The organism is Paenibacillus zanthoxyli JH29, from assembly GCF_000520715.1.
Classification (GTDB): domain Bacteria; phylum Bacillota; class Bacilli; order Paenibacillales; family Paenibacillaceae; genus Paenibacillus_AQ; species Paenibacillus_AQ zanthoxyli.
Genome location: NZ_ASSD01000538.1, coordinates 1 through 4,669, shown reverse-complemented (window position 1 = coordinate 4,669; position 4,669 = coordinate 1). Strand labels below are relative to the sequence as shown.

Below are 4,669 nucleotides of genomic sequence, written 5' to 3'. Positions count from 1 at the left end.
CGGCTCACCCGCACCGCTTACGCTCGCTGCCCGCTCGCTCGCATCGCCCGTCGCCCTGCCCGGCTCACTTACGCCGCTCTCGCCCGCTGCCCGCTCACTCACACCGCCCTCCGCTCCGCCCGGCTCACCTGCACCGCTCTCGCCCGCAGCACGTTCACCTTCATGCTCCGCCACTCCCTGCGGCCACAGCTCCGCCGCATACCGCAGCACCGCTTCCACGAGCAGCTCCGTTTCCGGCCGGGGGATCAGCACATCCGGCGTTACCTCGAAAGAACGGCCGTAGAACTCCTGCTCTCCCGTGATGTACTGTACCGGCTCGCCGCTTCCCCTGCGGGTCATGGCAGTCTCCCACTTCTCCCGCTTATCGGCCGGAAATGGGTCGGCCATAGCCATATAGTATGCCGCGCCGGATAATCCCAGCACATGCTCCAGCAGAAGCTGGGCGCTGCGCTGCGGTTCGCTGACGCCAAGACCGCTTAAAAAAGAAGAAGCCTCCGCAAAGGCTTCCCGGATGCTTTGCACCTGCGGCATGATGTATGCGCTCTGTTTCAAAGCATTATTCTCCTTTTTCCAGCAGCTCTGCCTGTTCCGCGATGGAGAGCGCCGAAATAATCTCTTCGATTTCACCGTTCATGACCGAATCCAAGCGATGCAGTGTAAGGCCGATCCGGTGATCCGTCACCCGGCTCTGCGGGAAGTTGTACGTCCGGATACGTTCACTCCGGTCGCCGGTGCCGACCTTGCTCTTGCGTTCCCCGGCATACTTGGCTTCTTCTTCCTGGCGCATCATATCGGATATCCGGGCGCGCAGCACTTGAAGAGCCTTCTCCTTGTTGGAGTTCTGCGACTTGCCGTCCTGACAGGTCGCCACGATTCCCGTAGGAATATGCGTTACGCGCACAGCGGACTTGGTCGTGTTGACCGACTGGCCGCCCGCCCCGCTGGAACAGAAGGTATCCACGCGGATATCCTTGTCAAGGATTTCAATGTCAATTTCTTCAGCTTCAGGCATTACCGCCACAGTGGAGGTGGACGTATGAATCCGTCCGCCGGATTCCGTTGTCGGGATGCGCTGCACGCGGTGCGCGCCGCTCTCGTACTTCATTTTGCTGTAAGCGCCCCGGCCGTTAATCATAAAAATGACCTCTTTGAAGCCGCCCAGGTCATTCGTGTTGGCATCCATCAGTTCCACGCGCCAGCCTTGGGTATCCGCAAAACGGGTATACATACGGTACAGGTCGGATGCGAACAGTGCCGCTTCGTCACCGCCGGCCGCCCCCCGAATTTCCACGATGACGTTCTTGTCGTCGTTCGGGTCCTTCGGCAGCAGCAGGATGCGGATCGTCTCCTCAAGCTCGGTCTGCCGTTTCGACAATTCCTCGATTTCCATCTTCACCATATCGCGCATTTCGTCGTCGAGTTTCTCGCCCAGCATCGCTTTGGCGGCGCCCAGCTCTTCTATCACATTTTTATATTCGGTATAAGCCTCGTAAGCGGGCTGCAGATCGGATTGTTCTTTGGAATAGTCCCTCAGTTTCTTACTATCGCTTGCAACATCCGGATCGCAAAGCAGTTCACTGAGTTTCTCATAGCGGTCCGCCAGAGATTGCAATCGGTCCAACAAGGGAATTCACCTCTCCTAATTAAGGTTGACAAATTTAAGGTCTACTGCATCGTAAAGTTTTATGGTAAAAAAAACGTCTATACCTTATAACCATAAAGGGTATACACGGCTTTATATTATATCACGAATCTGCCGATTTGGCTACATTACGTCCTCTTCGTGCCTGCACCCCAAGGCAGGGTGCAAAATCGTAAAAAAGCCATTCCGCGTTAATGACAATATCACCGCGAAATGGCCTTCGTCCGCTCCATCCGGCAGATAGCTCCGCTCCACCCGCGAAGGTTCTCCGCCCGTCAGAAGCAAACTGACTTTATAATCTACAAGCTTTATACGTTAAACCGGAAATGCATAACATCGCCGTCCTGCACGACATAATCCTTGCCTTCGAGGCGCAGCTGGCCTTTTTCTTTGGCTCCATTCATGGAGCCGGCAGCGACCAGATCGTCATAGGCCACTACTTCCGCCCGGATAAAACCGCGCTCGAAATCAGAGTGAATCACGCCCGCCGCGCCCGGAGCTTTCGTTCCTCTGCGGATGGTCCAGGCGCGAACCTCCTGCACCCCGGCCGTAAAGTACGTGTACAGCCCAAGCAGCTTGTAAGCCGCTTTGATCAGACGGTTGAGTCCCGACTCTTCGAGGCCGAGCTCTTCGAGGAACATCGCCTTGTCGTCGCCTTCCAGCTCGGCGATTTCCGCCTCCACCTTCGCGCTGATCGGCACCACTTCGGCGTTCTCGGCGGTGGCGAATTCGCGCACCTGCTTCACGTACGGATTCTCTTCGGCCGTTGCAACCTCATCCTCGCCCACATTGGCCGCGTACAGCACCGGCTTCAGGGTCAGCAGATGAAGATCGCGCACAATCAGCCGCTCTTCATCCGACAGCTCCACGCTTCTCGCCGGCATATCGTTATACAGCGCTTCCTTGACCCGCTCCAGCACTTCCACTTCCTGGGCGTACTGCTTGTTGCCGCCCTTCATGTTTTTGCGGGAACGGTCGATCCGCTTCTCCACGCTCTCCACATCGGCCAGAATCAGCTCCAGATTAATCGTCTGGATGTCGCTAATCGGATTTACTTTTCCGTCGACATGAGTCACATTCTCGTCCTCGAAGCAGCGCACGACATGGACAATGGCGTCCACCTCGCGGATATGCGCCAGGAACTTGTTGCCCAGCCCCTCGCCTTTGCTCGCCCCGCGCACCAGTCCGGCAATGTCAACGAACTCAAACGCGGTCGGCACCGTTTTGTTCGGCACAACCAGCTCGGTCAGTTTATCCAGACGTTCGTCCGGCACTTCCACTACCCCGACATTCGGGTCGATGGTGCAAAAAGGATAATTCGCCGACTCCGCGCCCGCCTGCGTAATTGCGTTAAACAGCGTCGATTTTCCGACATTTGGAAGACCAACAATACCCGCTTTCAAAGCCATTTATATGACAGCTCCTATTTTCCGTTAATTGACCAATAAACCCAGTGATCTAAACTATTATATATTAGAACAAACGCCCCAGCAATACCAGGGAGACTTAAGAGGGAGACGGGAAACAGTGCAGCCGCCTGGTATAAAGGGAACCTTTCGCACCCGAACAACGAACAGTAAGCACCTAACTAAAGCAACAGACCTCACACAACGGGTCTTCATGCCGCGCGATAACGAACTTTTTTATCTGGAAGCGCTATACTCCCCAATGTCCCATCCACAGCCTGTATATTGAGAGCACGAACCTTTTAACCCGGTGCAATGAGCACTCGCGTCAAAACAATGGACTAGCCGCATCCATTAAGGCCGACAGATCCTTTTCACCGAAACATATTTTTCTTCCGGCAGCGCCGAAACTTCCTTAATCATCACAACCTATGTCCTTACCACGCAGACTTATCAGCAAAATGTCTTTCAAAGCGTGGACACTCCCACCAGATCGACATATACGTGACTCAGTAGCGTTCGTGCAGAATTTCACCTATATATTGAGTGAATTATCTTACTACCATCAATATATTGAATCTCGCTGCGGAAGTGTCAGCCTATTGCCCATGTCCACCTTTTAAAAGACACTACTCTAAAAACGTCCTCTCTGAGAGGACAGCGTATTTAAGCACTCTTAAAATATCTTCCGCTGCTCCCTTGGACAAGCACCACATCTCGCGATGAAGGCGGATTTCAAGCGGTAAATATGCCGCACCGAATCAGCTTCAAAAACTATGAGCCGGCCAGTTCCAGCACTTTTTTTACAGCGGGATCGCCCATTAAAAAGGACCTCCACTTGGAGATCCTTCTTCCATCCTGCGATTAATAGGCGGTGCCGATCACGGCAATCATTCAGTCTACAGCTCTTTCGACATCGTAATGTCGGTCACGCCGTAGCCCATTTTTTTGTACAACTCGAATGCGCGGTGGTTCTGGCCGAATACATGCAGTCCGATTTTGCGGACGTTCATGCTGCGGGCCTCTTCGTCGAGCGCCTGCATAGCCAGCTTGCCGTAGCCCTTGCCTTGAAACGGTTCAAAAATATAAATATCGTAAATAAATGCTTCGCGGCCGCGGCTTCCTTCAGTAACGTTGAACCAGATGTATCCGACAGGGGTATCACTCTCTTCCTCGACGACCGAGTACAGATAAGCGCCTTCGGTATTCAGTCCGGCGGGCAAAAAGCGCGTCATCGCCTCTTTGGACTGCTTCAGCGCGTTATCCGGTTCCCAGGCTCCCGATTTTACCTTCTCCTCGGCAAAGTCGCTGGTCGATTGGCTGAGGAAAAATTGAAACGTCGCTTCGTCCATTTGAACCAGTTTTATCATAATTAGACCTTCCTTATTTCGGTATTCATGCCCTTCTTACGGGCATCTGAATTTAACATTCGCCTTTCGCTTGGGAGGCCGGAATGAACAGCACTTCACACCCGGAAGAGCCGGCTGGCGCTCCCGCTACGCCGTGCTAAATGCGTATAAGCCTCGGCGTGCCGCGAAGGGCACCCACGGAGGAGACACCGATGCCGAACATCGCCGTCCGCAGCTCCAGCTCGGCCTGCTCAAGCGCCGCCTCCAGCGCC

General features: G+C 54.3%; 4 protein-coding genes and 1 pseudogene. All 5 read right to left on the bottom strand.

Annotation, left to right across the window (positions count from 1 at the left end):
- On the bottom strand, positions 1-552 hold a 552-nt coding region (locus L691_RS29645), incomplete at its 3' end, for a N5-glutamine methyltransferase family protein (RefSeq protein WP_025692300.1).
- Between the two features lie 4 nt (positions 553-556).
- Positions 557-1,624, bottom strand: a complete 1,068-nt coding sequence (gene prfA, locus L691_RS0120955) for a peptide chain release factor 1 (protein WP_025692299.1) — start codon at positions 1,622-1,624, stop codon at positions 557-559.
- A 326-nt stretch (positions 1,625-1,950) separates the two neighbouring features.
- On the bottom strand, positions 1,951-3,051 hold the full coding sequence (ychF, locus tag L691_RS0120950; protein ID WP_025692298.1) for a redox-regulated ATPase YchF: 1,101 nt from the start codon (positions 3,049-3,051) through the stop codon (positions 1,951-1,953).
- A gap of 896 nt (positions 3,052-3,947) precedes the next feature.
- The gene (locus tag L691_RS0120945) at positions 3,948-4,418 is read right to left on the bottom strand and encodes a GNAT family N-acetyltransferase (RefSeq protein WP_025692297.1); all 471 of its coding nucleotides are present in this window, start codon (positions 4,416-4,418) and stop codon (positions 3,948-3,950) included.
- A 136-nt stretch (positions 4,419-4,554) separates the two neighbouring features.
- Positions 4,555-4,669 (bottom strand): annotated as a pseudogene (locus L691_RS33030) (type 2 isopentenyl-diphosphate Delta-isomerase); the annotation flags it as partial.

Coding starts and splice junctions, on each gene's coding strand:
- L691_RS0120945 (WP_025692297.1), bottom strand. CDS start 4,418: ATGATAAAACTGGTTCAAATGGACGAAGCGACGTTTCAATTTTTCCTC.
- ychF (WP_025692298.1), bottom strand. CDS start 3,051: ATGGCTTTGAAAGCGGGTATTGTTGGTCTTCCAAATGTCGGAAAATCG.